The organism is Streptomyces sp. NBRC 110611, from assembly GCF_001590865.1.
GTDB lineage: Bacteria > Actinomycetota > Actinomycetes > Streptomycetales > Streptomycetaceae > Streptomyces.
The window spans coordinates 693500-709697 of sequence record NZ_BBUY01000001.1 but is presented as its reverse complement, the minus strand read 5'-3'; the positions used below and the strand labels follow the sequence as shown (position 1 = coordinate 709697).

Sequence of the window (16198 nt, the reverse complement as noted above, 5' to 3'; positions counted from 1 at the left end):
AACCTCTCGCTTCTGCCGCCGTCCATGCTGCCGGACCCACACCATTGTGGCTGATCGCCGTTGCGGCAGAGCTCGTACCCGCAGCGCCGGCCTGCGGGCGACCGCTCGGGCCGACAACGGGGGAGGCTACTCAAGAACCTGCCGGCCCTCCGGCACCGCGCTGCAGGAAGTCCGGAACGCGCAGTGTGTGCAGTGCGTGCCGGTCGTGGGCGTGAACCGCTCCTCCAGGACGCGGGCCGCGGCGGTGGCGAGGAGTTCGCCCGCCCAGTCGCCGTCCAGCGGCTGCTGCGCCTGTACGGCGGGCAGTGTCTCGCCGCCCTCCTTCTGGGGCGCGCCGAGCCGCAGGTGCACCAGTTCGGCACCGCCGGCGTCCGGTGTGCGGCCGTCGAAGGCGTCGTCGAGAGCGCCCTCGCGCACCGCGAGCTGGTAGACGGCGAGCTGGGGGTGGCGGGCGACCTCGGGTCCGGTCGGTTTCTGCTTGCCGGTCTTGAAGTCGACGACGTAGGCCCGGCCCTGCGCGTCCCGGGAGACCCGGTCCATGCTGCCGCGGATACGGACCTGGCAGGTGCCCGCCCGGAGGGTGAGGTCGAAGTCGTGCTCGGTGGCGACGGTGTCGCGGCCGCGGGTCTCGCGCTCCATGACGTGCCAGCGCAGGAAGCGCTCCAGGGCGGCGCGGGCGTGGTCCTTCTCCTGGCGGGACTTCCAGGGGGCGTCGAAGGCGAGCGCGTCCCATACGGAGTCCAGGCGCTCCATCAGGACGGCCAGGTCGGCGGGGGTGCGGCCGGAGGCGACCTCGTCGGCGAGGACGTGGACGACGTTGCCGAAGCCCTGGGCGGCGGTGGCGGGGGCGTCCGCCTTGACCTCGCGGCCCAGGAACCACTGCAGGGAGCAGGTGTGGGCGAGCTGGTCGAGGGCGCTGCCGGAGAGGAGCACGGGCCGGTCGCGGTCGCGCAGCGGGACGCTGCTGTGGGTGGGTTCGGCGAGGCCCCACCAGTTGTCGGGGTGGGCGGCCGGCACCAGGGGCTTGTGGTCGTCGTCGTGCAGCGCGGCCAGCTTGGCGAGGCGCTGGGCGGCGGCCTCGCGCAGGGCGGGGCCGGCGTCCGGGTCGACGGTGGTGGCGCGCAGTTCGGCGACGAGCGCGGCGACCGAGAGGGGGCGGCGGGGACGGCCGGTGACGTCCTGGGGGGTGACGCCCAGCTCGGTGAGGAAACGGGAGGGCTGGTCGCCGTCGTCGGCGGCGGCCTTCACGGCGGTCACGACCAGGCGCTCGCGGGCGCGGGTGGCGGCCACGTAGAACAGCCGGCGTTCCTCGGCGAGCAGGGCGCCCGGGGTGAGCGGTTCGGCGAGGCCGTCGCGGCCGATCCGGTCGGCTTCCAGCAGGGAGCCGCGGCGGCGCAGGTCGGGCCAGAGCCCCTCCTGGACGCCGGCGACGACGACGAGCCGCCATTCCAGGCCCTTGGCGCGGTGGGCGGTCATCAGCCGTACGGCGTCGGGCCGTACGGTGCGGCGGGTGAGGGTGTCGGCGGCGATGTCCTGGGCGTCGAGTTCCTCGAGGAAGTTCAGGGCGCCGCGGCCGCCGGTGCGCTCCTCGGCGCGGGCGGCGGTCTCGAAGAGGGCGACCACCGCGTCCAGGTCGCGGTCGGCGTTGCGGCCGGCGGCGCCGCCGCGGCGGGCGGCCCGCTCCAGGCGTCCCGGCCAGGGGGTGCCGTCCCACAGCTCCCACAGCGCCTGCTCGGCGGTGCCGTCGCCGGCGAGCAGTTCGCGGGCCTTGCGCAGCAGCAGCCCGAGCCGCTGGGCGCCGCGGGCGTAACCGGGGTCGTGCGCGATCAGGCGCTGGGGTTCGGCGAGGGCCTGGGCGATCAGTTCGTCGGAGGGGCGCGGCAGCGGCCGGCCGGCGGCGCGCTCCTCCTCGCGCAGGGCGCGGCCCAGGCGCCGGAGGTCGGCGGAGTCCATACCGCCCAGGGGGGAGGTGAGCAGGTCGAGGGCGGTTTCGGTGTCGAGCCGGTACGCCGGGGCGGTGTCGTCGGGGGCCGGAGCGTCTTCGGGGGCGTCGGCGGGGGCGTCCTCGGTCACGCCTCCGGCGGCGGTGGCGTCCTCAGGAGCGTCACCGACGGCGGCGGTGGCATCGGCGGCGGGGCGGGCCAGTGCCCCGTGTGCGGCCACCCGCAGGGCGGTCAGCAGGGGGGCGACGGCCGGTTCATGGCGTAGCGGCAGATCGTCGCCGTCGATGTCGAGCGGTACCCCGGCCGAGGTGAGCGCACGGCGCACACCGGGTATCGAGCGCCCCCCGGCGCGTACGAGGACGGCCATCTCGCCCCAGGGCACGCCGTCCTCGAGATGGGCGCGGCGCAGGATGTCGGCGATGTTGTCGAGTTCGCCGCCGGGCGTCGGGTACGTGTACACCTCGACGCGGCCGCCGTCCCGTACCGGGACCGGCTCGCGGTGCGCGCGGACCTTCTCGGCGGGCAGGCGGGTGACCGGCATCCGGCGGGTGAGCAGCCGGGTGGCCGCCAGCAGGGCGGCGCCCGAGCGCCGGGAGGTGCCGAGGACGGCCACCGGGGCGGGGGTGCCGTCGGCGCGCCGGAAGGTCTCGGGGAAGTCGAGGATGCCGTTGACGTCGGCGCCCCGGAACGCGTAGATCGACTGGTCGGGGTCGCCGAAGGCGATGAGGGTACGGCCCGGGGAGCCGGGTGCGGCCGCGGCCCGGGGGGACCGGCCGGCGGTGGCGGGGGGCACGTTGCCGGCGACGGCGCGCAGCAGCCGCACCTGGGCGGCGTCGGTGTCCTGGTACTCGTCGACGTAGACCGCGTCATAACGGGCGCCCAGCTCGGCCGCGACGTCGGGACGGCCGGCGAGCAGCACCGCGCGATGCACCAGCTCGGCGTAGTCCACGACCCCTTGGGCATCCAGGACGTCGAGGTATTCGGCGAGGAAGCCGGCCGCGGCGCTCCAGTCGGGGCGGCCGGTGCGCCGGGCGAAGTCGCCGAGGGCCTCCGGGCCCAGGCCCAGTTCGCGGCTGCGGGCGAGCACCGCGCGGACCTCGTCGGCGAAGCCGCGGGTGGTCAGACAGGCCCGCAGTTCGTCCGGCCAGCCGGTCCGGTCGCGGCCGGCGGCGGCCAGCTCCGCCTGTCCTTCGAGGAGCTCGCGGACGACGAGGTCCTGTTCGGGGCCGGACAGCAGCCGCAGGGGATCGGCGAACAGGTCGGCGTCCTGGTGGGCGCGGACCAGGGCGTAGCAGAAGGAGTGGAACGTGGTCGCCTGCGGGGTGAAGCCGGTCCCCAGGCGGACGGCCAGGCGGTCACGGAGCGCGGTGGCGGCCTTGCGGCTGAAGGTGAGGACGAGGATCCGCTCGGGGTCGGTACCGGCCCGGACCCGGCGGGCGACCGACTCCACCAGCGTCGTGGTCTTGCCGGTTCCCGGGCCGGCCAGCACCAGCAGCGGCCCGTGCCGGTGGTCAACCACGGCGCGCTGGGTTGCGTCCAAGGCAGGAGGATCCACCCGCTCCGGCGGGGTGCGCACCAGTCGGTACGTGCCGGAGGCGTCCCGCCGCCCCGCCCGGTGGGGCTGCGAGGGGGGTACCGCCCCCTCGAGCGGAGCCGAGAGTGGGGGCGGAGCGGCCGAGAAGGAGGAGCTCACGTGGATCGCCGGTCCAAAGAAGGGTGCTGGTCGTGCTGGGGATGCGGTGGTGCGGCCGCGGGGCGGGCTTGCCGCCGTACACGCTAATCGGTGCCGTCGTCGGCCTGGCGGCCGTCCCACCGGGCCCGCCGCATATCGAGCCGCGGTGCGTGGCCCTCGGCCCCCTGCCCCGCCTCCCGCAGCGGTGTGCCCTCCTCGCGGTAGTGCGCCAGGGCCCGCAGCTCGGCGCCGGGGAGCAGCCGGCCGTCCGCGCGCACCACCCGCCACCAGGGCACCGCGCCACCGTAGAGCGCCATCACCCGCCCCACCTGCCGCGGTCCTCCCTCCTCCAGCCACTCGGCGACGTCCCCGTAGGTCATCACCCGGCCCGCCGGGATCAGCTCGGCGACGGACAGCACCCGCTCCGCGTACTCGGGGTACTCGGGCGGTTCACCGGTCGCGGTCTCTCCGGTCCCACTCATTCGGCCCATCCTGCCGTACGGCACCGACAATGGGAGCGGACACACGGTCCCGCACCGTCCGTGAGGCCGGCGGCACGGCGTCGTCGACCCGGTACGGCGGGGAGTGTGCACCGCCGCGCCGGCACGGCAACGGGTGGGGAGGTTCCGCTTGCGGTACCCCCGAAATGCACCCTGATGCCCCCCTCCACCGGTCGGCCGTGCCACCATCTTCCGGACGGTGACTGGTGATACGAGATCAAGAAGAGACGGCCGAGCAGCAGGGTGCGGCGCCTCCACGGGAGGCGGGCGCCCCTGACGCGCTGCGCGTCGAGCACCGACGGAGGCCGGGCACGGCTTCCGCTACCGAGAAGGCGAGCACGATCAAGAAGGCCGAACGACCAGGGGCGTCCGAGAGGCCGGAGGGGCCCCGGGAGCCCGAACCATCCCAGCGCGACCAGCGCGAGGAGGCGGAGCCCGAGCGGAAGCAGGTTCCGGAGGAGCGCGAGGAGCAGGAGCACGCCGGTCCCGTCGAGCGCCGGAAGGACGAGGAGCCGGTGTCCGGCACGGGCCGGGGCAGGCCCCGCAGCGGCTCGCACCGCCTGGACGTGAGCGCCGGCGAATACGGCGAATTCCACGTCGACCGGGTCTCCGGTGACGAGCCGCTGCTGCCCGCCCGGGTGCACCGGCCCGCCGATCTGCTCCGGCTGCTGCTCGGCATCGCCGGGATCGCCCTCGTCCTCGGCCTGGCCACATTCGCCCACGGCACCACCGCGGGCCTGGCACGGGACATCGGCACCGGCGCCAAGGCGGCGCCCGCGCTGCTGATCAGCCTCGCCGGGCTGACGTCCAGCGTCGCGGTGCTGCTGGTGCCGGTGGCGTTCGCCGTGGAGCGGCTGATCAAGCGGGACGGGCTGCGGATCGCGGACGGGGTGCTCGCCGCCGTCCTCGCGCACGGGGTGTCGCTCGCCACCGACCTGTGGGTGGCCGAGGCCGCGCCCGCCTCCATCCGGGTCGCGCTGACCCAGCCACTGGCGAACGGTTCGCTCTCCGCTCCGGTGCACAGCTATCTGGCGCCGGTGATCGCCTATATGACGGCGGTGGGAATGTCCCGGCGGCCGCGCTGGCGGGTCGCGATGTGGGGCGTGCTGCTGCTGGAGGCGTTCGCGGTGCTGGTGGGGAAGTACACCACCCCGTTCGCGATCATCACGACGGTACTGATCGGCTGGACCGTCGCCTACGGCACCGTCTACGCCGTGGGCTCCCCCAACGTCCGCCCCACCGGCCAGAACCTCCTCGCGGGTCTGCGCCGGGTCGGCTTCCGCCCGGTCAGCGCGCTGCGCGCGGAGGACGCCGGCGGCCCGGAGCAGCACGAGAACACCGACCGCGGCCGCCGCTACCTCGTCACCCTGGAGGACGGCCCGCCCATCGACGTCACCGTCGTCGACCGTGAACAGCAGGCCCAGGGGTTCTTCTACCGGGTGTGGCGGCGGCTGTCGCTGCGCGGCGGTATCAACCAGCGCCGCAGTCTGCAGTCGCTGCGCCAGGCCCTGGAGCAGGAGGCGCTGCTGGCGTACGCGGCGATCGCGGCGGGCGCGAACGCGCCCAAGCTGATCGCCACCTCGGAGCTCGGCCCGGACGCGGTGATGCTGGTCTACGAGCACATCGGGGGCCGGACCCTGGACTCGCTCGCCGACGAGGAGATCACCGACGCGCTGATGCACAGCGCATGGCGGCAGGTCGAGGCGCTGCAGTCGCGCCGGATCGCGCACCGGCGGCTGGTCGGGGACGCCCTGCTGGTGGATCGTTCCGGCAATGTCGTGCTGACCGATCTGCGCGGCGGTGAGATCGCGGCCGGTGATCTGGTGCTCCGGATGGATATCGCCCAGCTGCTCGCCACCCTGGGGCTGCGGGTCGGCGCCGAGCGCGCGGTGGCCGCGGCCGTCGAGGTGCTCGGCCCGGATGCGATCGCGGACAGCCTGCCGATGCTCCAGCCGATCGCGCTCAGCCGCACCACCCGGGCCACCCTGCGGCAGCTGGCCCGGGAGCGCGCCAAGCGGGAGCGTGAGGCGGTGCTGGCGGCGTCGCAGGCCGCCAAGGAGGCGCGGGAGGCCCGGGAGGCGGCGGGCCGCAAGGACCGCAAGACGCTGCGGGCCGAGCGGCACGCGGAGAAGCACGCCGAGAAGCGGGCGCTGGACGAGGCGACGGAGGCGGCCCGGGAGGAGGATCTGCTGGCCCAGATCCGCCGGCAGGTGCTGCTGATCCAGCCGACCGCGGTGATCGAACCGGCGAAGCTGGAACGGCTCAGTCCGCGGATCCTGCTCAGCTGGATCGCCGGCGCCGTCGCGGTGTATCTGCTGCTGTCGCAGCTGGCCAACTTCAACCTCGGCGATGTGATCAGCGAGGCCCAGTGGTGGTGGGTCCTGGTCGCGCTGTTCTTCTCGGCGCTGACGTACCCGGCGGCGGCGATGAGCCTGCTGGGGTTCGTCACGGAAAAGGTGCCGTTCGGCAAGACGGTCGTCGCGCAGGTCGCGGGCAACTTCGTGAAGCTGGTGGCCCCCGCCGCGATCGGCGGGGTGGCGCTGAACACCCGCTTCCTCCAGCGCGCCGGGGTCCGGCCGGGGCTGGCGGTGGCCAGCGTCGGCGCGTCCCAGCTGTTCGGGCTGGGCAGCCACATCACGCTGCTCCTGGCCTTCGGCTATCTGACCGGCACCGAGCAGACGCAGGACATCTCGCCGTCCCGTACGGTGATCGCCGGGCTGCTGACCGTGGCCGTACTGGTGCTGATCGTCACGGCGGTGCCGGCGCTGCGGAAGTTCGTCCTGACGCGGGTGCGGTCGCTGTTCGCGGGCGTGGTCCCGCGGATGCTGGACATCCTCCAGCGGCCGCGGAAGCTGGTCGCCGGTATCGGCGGGATGCTGCTGCTGACGGCGGCGAACGTGATGTGCCTGGACGCCTCGATCCGGGCGTTCGGCGGCGGCGACAAGCTCAGCTACGCGAGCATCGCGGTCGCCTTCCTCGCCGGGAACGCGCTGGGCTCGGCCGCCCCGACACCGGGTGGTCTGGGCGCCGTCGAGAGTGCGCTGCTCACCGCGCTGACGATCGCCGGGCTCGCCGGTGACACGGCGTTCCCGGCGGTGCTGCTGTTCCGGCTGATGGTGTTCTGGCTGCCGGTGCTGCCGGGCTGGCTGGCCTTCACCTATCTGACGCGCCGGGGCGAGATCTGAGCGGCGGGCAGCAATGAGGCGCCGGTCCGCGCGGGACCGGCGCCTCATATGCAGCGGGTGTGTCCCGTAAGGCGGGTGTCTAGTAGACCGGCTTCTCCGGCTCGACCGTGTTGACCCAGCCGATGACGCCGCCGCCGACGTGCACCGCGTCGGAGAAGCCCGCGGACTTCAGTACGGCGAGGACCTCGGCGGAGCGGACGCCCGTCTTGCAGTGCAGGACGATCTTCCGGTCCTGGGGGAGGTCCTGGAGGGCGCTGCCCATCAGGAACTCGTTCTTCGGGACCAGCCGGGCGCCGGGGATGGAGACGATCTCGAACTCGTTGGGCTCGCGGACGTCGATGATGTCGATCTTCTCGTCGGCGTCGATCCACTCCTTGAGCTGCCGCGGGGTGATCGTCGAACCGGCCGCCGCCTCCTGGGCCTCCTCGGACACGACACCGCAGAAGGCCTCGTAGTCGATGAGCTCGGTGACGGTCGGGTGCTCGCCGCAGACCGCGCAGTCCGGGTCCTTGCGGACCTTGACCTGACGGTACGTCATCTCCAGTGCGTCGTAGATCATCAGGCGGCCGACCAGCGGCTCACCGATGCCGGCGAGCAGCTTGATCGCCTCGTTGACCTGGATGGAACCGATCGAGGCGCACAGCACGCCCAGGACACCGCCCTCGGCGCAGGACGGCACCATCCCCGGCGGCGGGGGCTCCGGGTACAGGCAGCGGTAGCAGGGGCCGTGCTCGGACCAGAAGACCGAGGCCTGGCCGTCGAAGCGGTAGATCGAGCCCCAGACGTACGGCTTGTTCAGCAGCACACAGGCGTCGTTGACCAGATAGCGGGTGGCGAAGTTGTCCGTACCGTCCACGATCAGGTCGTACTGGGCGAACAGCTCCATGACGTTCGTGGAGTCGAGGCGCTCTTCGTGCAGGTTGACCGTGACGTACGGGTTGATGCCCAGGACCGTGTCCTTGGCGGACGCGGCCTTGGAGCGGCCGATGTCCGCCTGGCTGTGGATGATCTGGCGCTGCAGGTTCGACTCGTCGACCTCGTCGAACTCCACGATGCCGAGCGTGCCCACGCCGGCCGCGGCGAGATACATCAGCGCGGGCGAGCCCAGGCCGCCGGCGCCGACACACAGCACCTTGGCGTTCTTCAGCCGCTTCTGCCCCGCCATCCCGACATCGGGGATGATCAGGTGGCGGGAGTACCTGCGGACCTCGTCGACGGTGAGCTCCTCAGCGGGCTCGACCAGGGGTGGCAGCGACACGGATGACCTCAACAAGGGTTGGTCGTATCTCAGGACGTCTTGTGTTCCCGTAACACTGCCACGCCCTCCTTCATTCCGAGACACCTGGTCCGATGTGCGAGACGGGAGCGTCCCAGCAACCGGGCAGCGCCTCCCCGGCGCCTCCTCCCCAGCACCTCCTCCGCACGGAGCGGGGCGGGCCGGGCGACGGCCCGCGGGTCCGGGTGGCGCCGGCCGGAGCGTTCAGATACGGCACGCGGCCTCCATCCAGATGTCGGCGAGGGACTCCTCCAGGCCGATCCGGGGGCGCCAGCCGAGCCGGTCGCGGGCGGTGCGGACGTCGGCCTGCTGCCAGGTGCCGCAGCCGTCCGGGTACGGGTAGGTCGCGGGCGGCGAGCCGACCGGATGGCCGTCGGCCGGGCCGGGGATGACCAGCCGGGCCGGCGGGGAGTCCAGCTCGTGCAGCGCGCCGCCGAAGCCGGCGACCCGGGCGAGCACGGACGCGGCCTCGCGCAGCCGTACCGCCCGGCCCGTCCCGATGTTGACCACGCCCTGCGCGGCGGACAGCGAGGCGGCGTGCACGGCCCGGGCGATGTCCCGTACGTCGACGAAGTCCCGCTGTACGCCGAGCCCGCCGAGCTTGAGCTCGCTGTCGCCGGACTGCATGGCGCGGCGCATCGCCTCGGCGAGCCGGCCGAGCGGCGAGCCCGCGGGGGTGCCGGGTCCGACCGGTGAGAAGACCCGCAGGACGACGGCGTCCAGACCGGAGCCCAGGACGAGTTCGGTGGCGGCCAGTTTGCTGACGCCGTACGGCCCTCCGGGGCGCGGCACGGCGTCCTCGGCGGTCGAGGAACCGGGCTGGGAGGGCCCGTACTCGGAGGCGCAGCCCAGGTGGACGAGCCGGGCGCCGCAGCCGCTGCGCCGCAGCGATTCGCAGATGGTGGCGACCGCGACGGTGTTGTGCCGGGTCAGCTCGCGGGCGCCGCCCCGGGTGGCGCCCGCGCAGTTGACGACCACTCCGGGGTGCACCGCGTCGAGGAAGCGGGTGAGCGCACCAGGGCTGCCGGTGGCCAGGTCGAAGCGGACGTCGGCGTCGTCGCCCCGCCCGAGGGCGGTGAGCTGGACGGCGGGGTCGGCGAGCAGGCGGTCGGCGACAAAGCGGCCGAGGTAGCCGTTGGCGCCGATGAGCAGCACCCTCATCGTGCGACCCCCCGGTCCGCGTGGCCTGTGATCGGCTGGACGTTCATGTCTCGTGCTCCTCAAACGGTGTGTGGGAAGTGGTCGGCTTCGGGTGCCGGTGCGGCGTTCGCCTCGGGGGCGGCGGCCACGTGGGGGGGTGGGATGCGCGGTCGTCCGGGGGGTCACGGCCGGTGCGCCTTTCCCGCGCCGGCCGGGTTCCCCGGGCCGGCCGGGGCGGGCGCGTGCGCGCAGGCGCCGGTGAGCGCCCGCAGGCCGTACCCGAGCAGGCCGAGGGCGGCGGCCGTGCAGGCCACGGCGGGTACCGCGGCCGGTCCGGCGGTGGTGGTCAGCGCCTCGACCGGGACGCCGAGCGGAGCCAGACCCGGGAGCCGGGCGGTCAGCACCAGCCCCAGGGCGAGCCCCTCCAGGGCGGCGGCCGAGGCCAGGCCCGCCGAGGCCGCCTCGGGGAAGCCGTGGACGGTGAGCAGCCGGGCGAGGAACAGCAGCAGTCCGAGCGCGGCGGCGGCCACGAGCGTCAGCGCGCCGCCGTCGCCCGTCCCGAGGACCGCCCCCGCCGCCAGGAGCAGCGCGGTCAGCGCGCCCAGGAAGAGCAGGGCGGCGGTGAGCAGCAGCGGCCGCACCCGGGCGGCGAACTCGGCCAGACCGCGGCTGGCGGCCAGGCGGCGCTGCCCGCGGTCCGCGAACCAGCGGGCGCAGCCGGCCGCGGGGAGGATGGCGAGGGACAGCGCCACCACGGGGGCGACGACGGCCTGGGGCGGGGCGTACGGGAGGTCGGGGCCGCCGGCCGGCAGCCGGCCGAGCAGCCAGTCGCCGTACACCGCGTAGCCGACCGTCCAGCAGGTCCACAGGCCGGTGGTCCGTGATCCGGGGTGGTGTGCCCGCAGCGGTCCGGTCCGGAGGGCGAGCCGGACGGCGAGGCCGAGCAGGACCGCGCCGACGACGCCGACGGCCAGGCGGAGCAGGGGAGTTGCCCCGTGACCCGCCGCCGAGGCGAGGGCGGTGACGGTGGTGACGCAGACGGCGCCGGGGAGCAGCTGCGGCGCGGCGCCCCAGCGGGGGGCGGGGGCACGGTCCGGGCGCCCCGCCGCCCCTGCTCCCGGCCCGTCCGCGGCGTCGGCCCAGGCCCCGGACCAGGATCCGGCACCGGCACCGGGCCCGGACCCGGTCCCGGTCCCGCGGTCGGTCCCGGTGTCCGATCCGGTGCCGTCGGACTCCGCCCGTGGCACCCGGGCATAGAGCTCCTCGGCCAGGGAGAAGACGTCGCGGTGCCGGAAGCGCGCGGCCGTCCGGTCGGTGACGCCGTGCGCCTCCAGGCCGGCGGCGATCTCCAGCGGATCGACGGCGTGCGCGCAGAGCTTCCGGTGACGGTGCATCAGCACCCGTACGGGGTCGGCGGGACCGCGGCGCGCGGGGCGGGCGGCGGCGTCCTTGCGAGGCACCGCGCCCCGCCCCGCGGCCCGGTCCACCGGCCGGTCCGGGGCCCGTTCGGGGTCCACGGCGGCACGGGCGGCGCCCTCGTCGGCGGCGGTCATCCGTCCTCCCCGATGTCCGGGACACTCGTGGCGACGCCCTGGCCGGAGCGGAGGCGCACGGCGGTTGCCCGGCGCGGGCGGGCGGCGCCGGCCGGGAGGGTACGCCGTCCCGCGTACACCGGGCCGCCGGACCGGCTCGCCCCAAGGGCCTTCGCCACATGGGCCCGCCATCGGCGGAGGCCGTCGCGGTTGCCGGCATGCGCCACGTCCGTCATGCCCGTCACCAGGGCCACGCCCACCACACCCATCGCACACATCACGTCCAGCACGCCCGTCACCACTGCCATCTCCCTCGCCCTGACCACGCTCCCCGGCTCCCCCTGGACAGGGGTGCCCCCGGCCTGCGCCGGGGAAGAGCCCCCGGCCCCGGTCCCGTTCGGCCGCTCCAGCCGCTCCGGCCACTCCGTTCCACCGGTCACCGCATCCCTTCGACGCCGACCGCTCCCCCGGCTCCTCCGGCTCCCCCGGCGCCGTCGGCCGGCGGCACCCCGGCCGCCCGCACCCCCTCCGGCACCGCCCAGCTCGGCGTCCGGCCGGCCGGCTGCCGCGCACCGGCAGCGGCAGCGGCGCCGGCCACCGTCCAGCGGCCCGGGACATGCGCCTCGGGCGGCCTGGCGAACGGCTGCGGTACGCCCTGCGCGTCCCGCGCGCGGCCGTCGGCCGGCCGGAGCGGAGCATGCGAGATCAGCTCCAGGTAGATGCCACGAAATGCCGCGATGTTCTGCTCGGCGGTGAAGAGTTCGAGCGCCCGCGCCCGGGCGGCTGCGCCCAGCCGGGCCCGGCGGTCCGGGTCGGCCAGCAGGGCGCGGCAGGCCTCGGCGAGTGCCCGCGGGTTGCGCGACGGGACGACCAGGCCGGTACCGCCGATGACTTCGCAGACCGCCCCGGCGTCGGTCGACACCGTGGCCCGGCCGCAGAACATCGCCTCCACCAGGGAGCGCGGAAACCCCTCGACGATGCTGGAGAGCACCACCACGGCGGCCGAGGCGTAGGCGTCCTCCAGTGTCGGCACGTCGGGGCTGCCGATCTCCTCGAAGCTGACCGGGTTCTCGCCGACGGTGCGGTCGTCGGCGGCCTCGTCCGGGAAGAGCTGGGCCGCCAGCGCCCGGCAGTGCGCGAGGTATCCGGGTGCCCGGGGGTCGCGGCCCACCCCGCCGATGATCCGCAGGGTGGCCTCCGGCTCGGCCTTGCGGACCTCGGCGAACGCGTGCAGCAGCGCGACCAGGTCCTTCGCGGGCTCGATGGCGCCGACCCACACCAGCGTCGTGGAGTCGTCGGGCGGGGCGTCCGCGACGGCGGCAAAGCGGCCGGCGTCCATCCCGGGGTAGACCGTGCGCAGCCGGGCGCGGTCCGCGCCGCAGCGCTCCTGCCAGCGGCGGGCGTGGGTGTTGCCGGGGGTGATCAGGGCGGCCTGGGCGTACGTCTCGGCGGCCAGCGCGCCCTGGAAGGCGGCGAGCAGCGCGCGCACCGGTGCACGCAAGGGCGCCGCCGCGCGCGCGAGGTAGTGCTCGCGCAGCCGTACGCCGTACTCGGTGACCAGCAGGGGAGTACCGAAGAAGCGTTTGGCCAGCAGTCCGGGCAGGGCCGCCGCACCACCGGACGTGGCGTGGCAGAGGTCCACCCCGTCGAGGCCGGCGGTGTCCCGGTCGCCGTACCAGTCCAGTGACAGCGGGCGCAGCGCACGTTCGAGCTCTTCCGCGACCGTCAGCAGGTCGCCGACCCGCGCGCCGTGGGAGGCGGGCAGCGCCCGGGGGCCGTGACAGGCGGTCTCCAGCGTGCGGACGGCGTCCTCGGAGCGGAGCAGGGCGGGCAGGCCGCCGTCCTCCCGGGCGCATGCGGCGAGCCCGTAGAGACCGCTGGCGAAACGGTCCGCCTTACCCGCCGGGGAAGCGCCGGAGGGTGTGTCCGGGGCCGTCGGCCCGCCCCCGGGCGGGGCCACGGCGAAGGCCGTGACCAGGGCGCCGAAGTGCTCGGTGAAGCGCCGCCGCGCGCGCCGTCCGGGGGTGCGGCCCCGGCGCTCCTCGGCACTCCGGTGGTGCTCGGCGGGGAACTCGCCCCACAGCGGCGCGCTGCGCACCGTCCGTACGTGCTCCGGGAGGCCGCGCCGGGCGCCCGCACCCCGGCGGTCCCGGGTGGTCAGGGCGTAGACCTCGAAGTCATGGCCGGTGAGCCCGTGTACGAGCCGGTCGCACCACGTATGCGATTCACCGGTCGCATACGGGTAGCCACCCTCGGTGAGCAGTCCCACGCGCACAGCCGCACCCCCGTCCTCCCGTGTCGGCGTCCCTGTCGGCAGGAAGAAGCTACGCAGAAGGGCCGGTGGCGCGATGGACGGTTGTCCATCGCGCCACCGGAAGGGGTGAAAGCACGTAACTTTCCACCCCTCAGCACGTTTTGACGCGCTATAGGTCGGCGTTCAGTGGCCCCGGACCCGCCAGGGACCGGCGCCCGTACGGAAGCGGCCCGTCAGGAACCGGCCGGGAACGGCCAGGCGTTGGGGCGGCAGGTCGCGCCGTCCGTCGTCAGGAACTTCGTCTGCTGCATCATCACCGGGGCCGGTGCGCCCTGCCGGGAGCAGGACTCGTGGCCGTGGCCGAGCCGGTGGCCGATCTCGTGGTTGATCAGCATCTGGCGGTACGCGAACATCTTGTCGGGCCCGTAGGTCGCGGCGCCCTGCGCCCACCGGTACGCGTTGATCACGACGCGGTCGGTCAGCGCCGAGTCACAGGAGACATTGTCCTCGGTGGTGTCGAGCCCGGACTTGGCGCACCACTTCGCGGTGGTGCCCGGACTCGCCAGCGTGATCACGAAGTCGGCGTCGCCGGACGCCACCCGCTGGAAGGTCCGCCGCCCGCCGTGCGCCCAGCTCCGTTCGTCGTTGATGGTCCGGTGGACCGCCTCGGCGAACAGCTCGCCGTCCAGCGGCAGCCCCTCCTCGACGTCGACGCGGTAGCGCTTCACCGTGCCGGACCCGGGCGCCTTGGCGTCGCCGCCGGCCGGCCGGAACCGGCCGCCGGCCGTCAGATCCGCCGGCAGCGGGAAGGCCCGCGCCATCTTCTCCTCGTAAGTGGCGGGCCTGGCGGCCGGGGTGGGCCTGCCGTGCGACCGGGAGGTATCGCCGCCGGTGTCGTCGGCGCGGTCGCTGCCACTGTGCGGCCCCGGGCCGCCGCCCGCCTCGCGATGCTCGGCGACCTGCCCCGCGATGACCACGGCGAGCACGGTGGTCACCGCCGCGGCGGCGGCTCCGGTGAAGGTCCGGCCCTTGCCGCCCCGCCGGGCACCGTGCCGCGCCTCGTCCGCACCGCCGGCGCTGTCGTCCGCACCGTCACCCGCGCCGGACACCGCCGGCCCGCGGACGGCATCGGGCCCCTGGGCGGCCTCCCGCCCCGCCGGCCCGTCGGCCGCTCCGGGCGCGTGGTCCGCGCCGGGGAGGTCGCGATCGAAGGCCGCCACGTACTCGCGCCGGGGACCCGGCCCGGCGCCCGGTACGACGCCGTCCGGTACGGCCCCACGGGCGTCGCCCCTGGGGGCGCTCCCCCAGCTGCCGCCGGGGGCATCCCCACCGGGCGGCGAACCGGGCGAGAAGTCCGCCGGAGGCCGCGCGCCGGGCATCTCCGTACGGGGCCGGGGAATCCGCGGCGCGGTCCGCTCCGGCGGCACCGGCGACGCCGCCGCGCCCGGGAACGTGCCCCAGCCTCCGCCCGGTTCGCGCTGCTCGGGGTGGTCGCCGCGCACCGTGTCGCCGTCCGCGGGCGCGCGCCTGCGGCGCCCCGGCCCGGGCCCGGGGGCCGGTGTCCCGGTGGTCGGTATGGCCGCCTCCGCGGCGTCCGCTGCGGTCTCCGGCCGGCCTCGGCGGCTATGGCGTCCCATGGGGCGTGTCAGCTCCTGCCCGCCTCGGCGGTCGTCTCGGTCAGGTCGGAGTCGAGCAGGTCGCGGACGGCCCGCGCCACCGCCTCCGGGTACTCCATCATCGCCACGTGTCCCGCCTCCGGCAGCGTCAGCAGCCGCGCGCCGCGGAACGCCGCGGCCGCCCGCCGTGCCATCCGGAAGGACACCAGACGGTCGCGTCCACCGTAGACGAGAAGGGTGGGGGCGAGAACACGTTCTGCCTGGCGCCACAGATTGTGCTGTCCGCCGAGCGTGTACGCGTTCACCAGACCGCGCGCCGAACGCTCCATCACCTCCCAGAAGTACGGGAGTTGGAGCCGCCGGGTGAACTCGTCGACCGCCGCGCCGAACCCTTCCGGGCTGACCCGGCCGGGATCGCCGTAACAGAGGGCCAGTACCTCGCGGGTGCGGCGCTCGGGTGTCCAGTCCCGGGTGAGCCGGCTGAAGAGTGTGGCGACGCCGGGGACGGCGAGCAGCGCCGTGGGCACCGCCGTCAGCTGCGGCCGCAGCTCGGGCAGCGCCGGCGAGACCAGGGTGAGGGTGCGGACCAGGTCCGGGCGCGCGGCGGCGACCCGGGTCGCGGCCGCACCGCCCATCGAGTTGCCTATGAGGTGGACCGGGCCGCGGCCGGCCGCGTCGAGATGACGGATGACCGTACGGGCCTGCGCGGAGACGGAGTAGTTGCCGTCGGCCGGCGGCGGGGACTGCCCGAAGCCGGGCAGGTCGATCGCCTCGCCGTCCAGGCGGTCGGCGAGCAGCGGCATCAGGTCGGACCAGTTCTGCGAGGAGCCGCCGAGTCCGTGGACGTAGAGCGCGGGCTCGCGGACCCGCCCGGCACCTCGCGCTCCGGCGCCGTCCGGCCCGGCGCCGTCCGGCGTCCGTACGGTCAGCGTCAGGCCCGGGAGGGTCACGGTGCGCACCGTCGCATCGCGCCGCCCGGAGCCGGCCGACGGCACCGGGAGGGCGGCGGTCGCGGCGTCCGGCGACTCGGTCGAAGACATGGGGTCGATGTTACGAGATGATCACGCCCTCGATCATGTG

General features: G+C 75.1%; 10 protein-coding genes. 1 reads left to right on the top strand and 9 read right to left on the bottom strand.

Features of this window, described 5'->3' with window-relative positions:
- Nucleotides 1–126: 126 nt before the first annotated feature.
- Both AZE13_RS03095 and AZE13_RS03090 read right to left on the bottom strand, forming a co-directional pair.
- A complete protein-coding gene (locus tag AZE13_RS03095; RefSeq protein ID WP_398780102.1) occupies nucleotides 127–3522 on the bottom strand; it encodes an ATP-dependent helicase in 3396 nt (1131 codons plus the stop codon).
- A gap of 197 nt (nucleotides 3523–3719) precedes the next feature.
- Complete coding sequence (locus AZE13_RS03090; RefSeq protein WP_309302163.1) at nucleotides 3720–4097, bottom strand: MGMT family protein; 378 nt, start codon at nucleotides 4095–4097, stop codon at nucleotides 3720–3722.
- 224 nt (nucleotides 4098–4321) lie between these two features.
- Here AZE13_RS03090 and AZE13_RS03085 point away from each other — a divergent pair, with 224 nt between their 5' ends.
- Nucleotides 4322–7300, top strand: a complete 2979-nt coding sequence (locus AZE13_RS03085; RefSeq protein WP_066926493.1) for a lysylphosphatidylglycerol synthase transmembrane domain-containing protein — start codon at nucleotides 4322–4324, stop codon at nucleotides 7298–7300.
- A gap of 79 nt (nucleotides 7301–7379) precedes the next feature.
- Here AZE13_RS03085 and moeZ read toward each other — a convergent pair whose 3' ends face one another.
- From moeZ to AZE13_RS03050, 7 genes are all read right to left on the bottom strand, one after another.
- The gene (gene moeZ, locus AZE13_RS03080) at nucleotides 7380–8558 is read right to left on the bottom strand and encodes an adenylyltransferase/sulfurtransferase MoeZ (protein WP_066926491.1); all 1179 of its coding nucleotides are present in this window, start codon (nucleotides 8556–8558) and stop codon (nucleotides 7380–7382) included.
- Nucleotides 8559–8780: 222 nt separating this feature from the next.
- Entirely contained in the window at nucleotides 8781–9737 is a 957-nt protein-coding gene (locus AZE13_RS03075; RefSeq protein WP_066926489.1) for an NAD-dependent epimerase/dehydratase family protein, read from the bottom strand.
- 161 nt (nucleotides 9738–9898) lie between these two features.
- Nucleotides 9899–11269 (bottom strand): hypothetical protein, encoded by a 1371-nt coding sequence (locus AZE13_RS03070; RefSeq protein ID WP_066926487.1) that lies wholly within the window; start codon nucleotides 11267–11269, stop codon nucleotides 9899–9901.
- Nucleotides 11266–11556 carry a hypothetical protein gene (locus AZE13_RS03065; RefSeq protein ID WP_147264597.1) on the bottom strand — a complete coding sequence of 97 codons (291 nt, stop codon included), beginning with the start codon at nucleotides 11554–11556 and terminating at the stop codon, nucleotides 11266–11268. Before AZE13_RS03065 ends, AZE13_RS03070 begins: the two co-directional genes overlap by 4 nt.
- A 128-nt stretch (nucleotides 11557–11684) precedes the next feature.
- Nucleotides 11685–13523, bottom strand: coding sequence for a DUF3492 domain-containing protein (locus AZE13_RS03060; protein WP_066926483.1), 1839 nt, complete (start codon nucleotides 13521–13523; stop codon nucleotides 11685–11687).
- A 212-nt stretch (nucleotides 13524–13735) separates the two neighbouring features.
- Nucleotides 13736–15139 (bottom strand): DUF3152 domain-containing protein, encoded by a 1404-nt coding sequence (locus tag AZE13_RS03055; RefSeq protein WP_066926481.1) that lies wholly within the window; start codon nucleotides 15137–15139, stop codon nucleotides 13736–13738.
- A gap of 8 nt (nucleotides 15140–15147) precedes the next feature.
- On the bottom strand, nucleotides 15148–16158 hold the full coding sequence (locus AZE13_RS03050) for an alpha/beta fold hydrolase (protein ID WP_066926479.1): 1011 nt from the start codon (nucleotides 16156–16158) through the stop codon (nucleotides 15148–15150).
- Nucleotides 16159–16198 lie beyond the last annotated feature (40 nt).

Excerpts from the sequence above, each read along its gene's own strand:
- AZE13_RS03090 (WP_309302163.1), bottom strand. The coding sequence starts at position 4,097 with ATGAGTGGGACCGGAGAGACCGCGACCGGTGAACCGCCCGAGTACCCC.
- AZE13_RS03070 (WP_066926487.1), bottom strand. The coding sequence starts at position 11,269 with ATGACCGCCGCCGACGAGGGCGCCGCCCGTGCCGCCGTGGACCCCGAA.
- AZE13_RS03075 (WP_066926489.1), bottom strand. The coding sequence starts at position 9,737 with ATGAGGGTGCTGCTCATCGGCGCCAACGGCTACCTCGGCCGCTTTGTC.
- AZE13_RS03050 (WP_066926479.1), bottom strand. The coding sequence starts at position 16,158 with ATGTCTTCGACCGAGTCGCCGGACGCCGCGACCGCCGCCCTCCCGGTG.
- AZE13_RS03055 (WP_066926481.1), bottom strand. The coding sequence starts at position 15,139 with ATGGGACGCCATAGCCGCCGAGGCCGGCCGGAGACCGCAGCGGACGCC.
- AZE13_RS03065 (WP_147264597.1), bottom strand. The coding sequence starts at position 11,556 with ATGGCAGTGGTGACGGGCGTGCTGGACGTGATGTGTGCGATGGGTGTG.